Origin of the sequence: Klebsiella sp. 1SOBk5mer, assembly GCF_046603115.1 — a bacterium.
GTDB classification, from domain to species: Bacteria; Pseudomonadota; Gammaproteobacteria; order Enterobacterales; family Enterobacteriaceae; genus Klebsiella; species Klebsiella quasipneumoniae.
The window spans coordinates 1-1,377 of sequence record NZ_JBKIUU010000030.1 but is presented as its reverse complement, the minus strand read 5'-3'; the positions used below and the strand labels follow the sequence as shown (position 1 = coordinate 1,377).

The window sequence follows — 1,377 nt, the reverse complement described above, 5'->3', positions numbered from 1 at the left end:
GGCAAGCACCTCCGGGACCTTTCTGATACATAAAAAAACGCCTGCTCTTATTACGGAGCAGGCGTTAAAACAGGTCTGTATGACAACAAGTGGGTGCTTCACTCAACGTTGTGTCCATGGTGTCTGATGAGGCATAAGCGACATCTGTCAGTGGACGATAAGCACCGTAATCGGCTCTGCGTCATTCCGGAGTTTATGAGGCACTAAGGCGAACATAAGAGATGGAATGAGCATCTACTCGTTTATTATGCCACAGAGAATCGGGAAATAACATCCCTTAACACTTGGGTAATGACTCCAACTTATTGATAGTGTTTTATGTTCAGATAATGCCCGATGACTTTGTCATGCAGCTCCACCGATTTTGAAAACGACAGCGACTTCCGTCCCAGCCGTGCCAGGTGCTGCCTCAGATTCAGGTTATGCCGCTCAATTCGCTGCGTATATCGCTTGCTGATTACGTGCAGCTTTCCCTTCAGGCGGGATTCATACAGCGGCCAGCCATCCGTCATCCATATCACCACGTCAAAGGGTGACAGCAGGCTCATAAGACGCCCCAGCGTCGCCATAGTGCGTTCACCGAATACGTGCGCAACAACCGTCTTCCGGAGCCTGTCATACGCGTAAAACAGCCAGCGCTGGCGCGATTTAGCCCCGACATAGCCCCACTGTTCGTCCATTTCCGCGCAGACGATGACGTCACTGCCCGGCTGTATGCGCGAGGTTACCGACTGCGGCCTGAGTTTTTTAAGTGACGTAAAATCGTGTTGAGGCCAACGCCCATAATGCGGGCTGTTGCCCGGCATCCAACGCCATTCATGGCCATATCAATGATTTTCTGGTGCGTACCGGGTTGAGAAGCGGTGTAAGTGAACTGCAGTTGCCATGTTTTACGGCAGTGAGAGCAGAGATAGCGCTGATGTCCGGCGGTGCTTTTGCCGTTACGCACCACCCCGTCAGTAGCTGAACAGGAGGGACAGCTGATAGAAACAGAAGCCACTGGAGCACCTCAAAAACACCATCATACACTAAATCAGTAAGTTGGCAGCATCACCCCAATAAGTAAGACACTTATATGATATCAAGTTTTCATAAAACATAACTAGGCTAAATAGCTGCGCCTAATACCGCTACACTTTTGCCAGCCCATGTTTGCCTTAGGGCATGGCTGACGGTTTCCATAACATGGCGAACTTTTTTCAGCAGTTGCCATATTGACCGGCACTGATGATTGCGCGTTATTGTGTCGCGAAGTGCCTGCCATAGCCGTTCCACATGATGCACCAATGGCGAGTAAACCGGCTGATAAATAACTCTGAACTTCGGTTCTCCTTCAGCCAGCGCTGTGTTTCCCGGCTTTTATGGATAATGTAGTTG

Annotated in this window: 1 protein-coding gene and 1 pseudogene; both read right to left on the bottom strand. The window is 50.0% G+C overall.

Translation table 11 applies throughout. The features are described from left to right. Positions 1-302: 302 nt before the first annotated feature. Positions 303-1,000, bottom strand: a protein-coding gene (locus ACLH1U_RS25150) for an IS1-like element IS1A family transposase (RefSeq protein WP_103215986.1) whose coding sequence is annotated in 2 segments (ribosomal slippage) — positions 303-751 and positions 751-1,000 — 699 coding nt in all. Because the reading frame shifts where the segments join, the coding sequence is not laid out codon by codon here. Positions 1,001-1,130: 130 nt separating this feature from the next. Continuing rightward, positions 1,131-1,377 (bottom strand): annotated as a pseudogene (locus ACLH1U_RS25145) (IS630 family transposase); the annotation flags it as partial.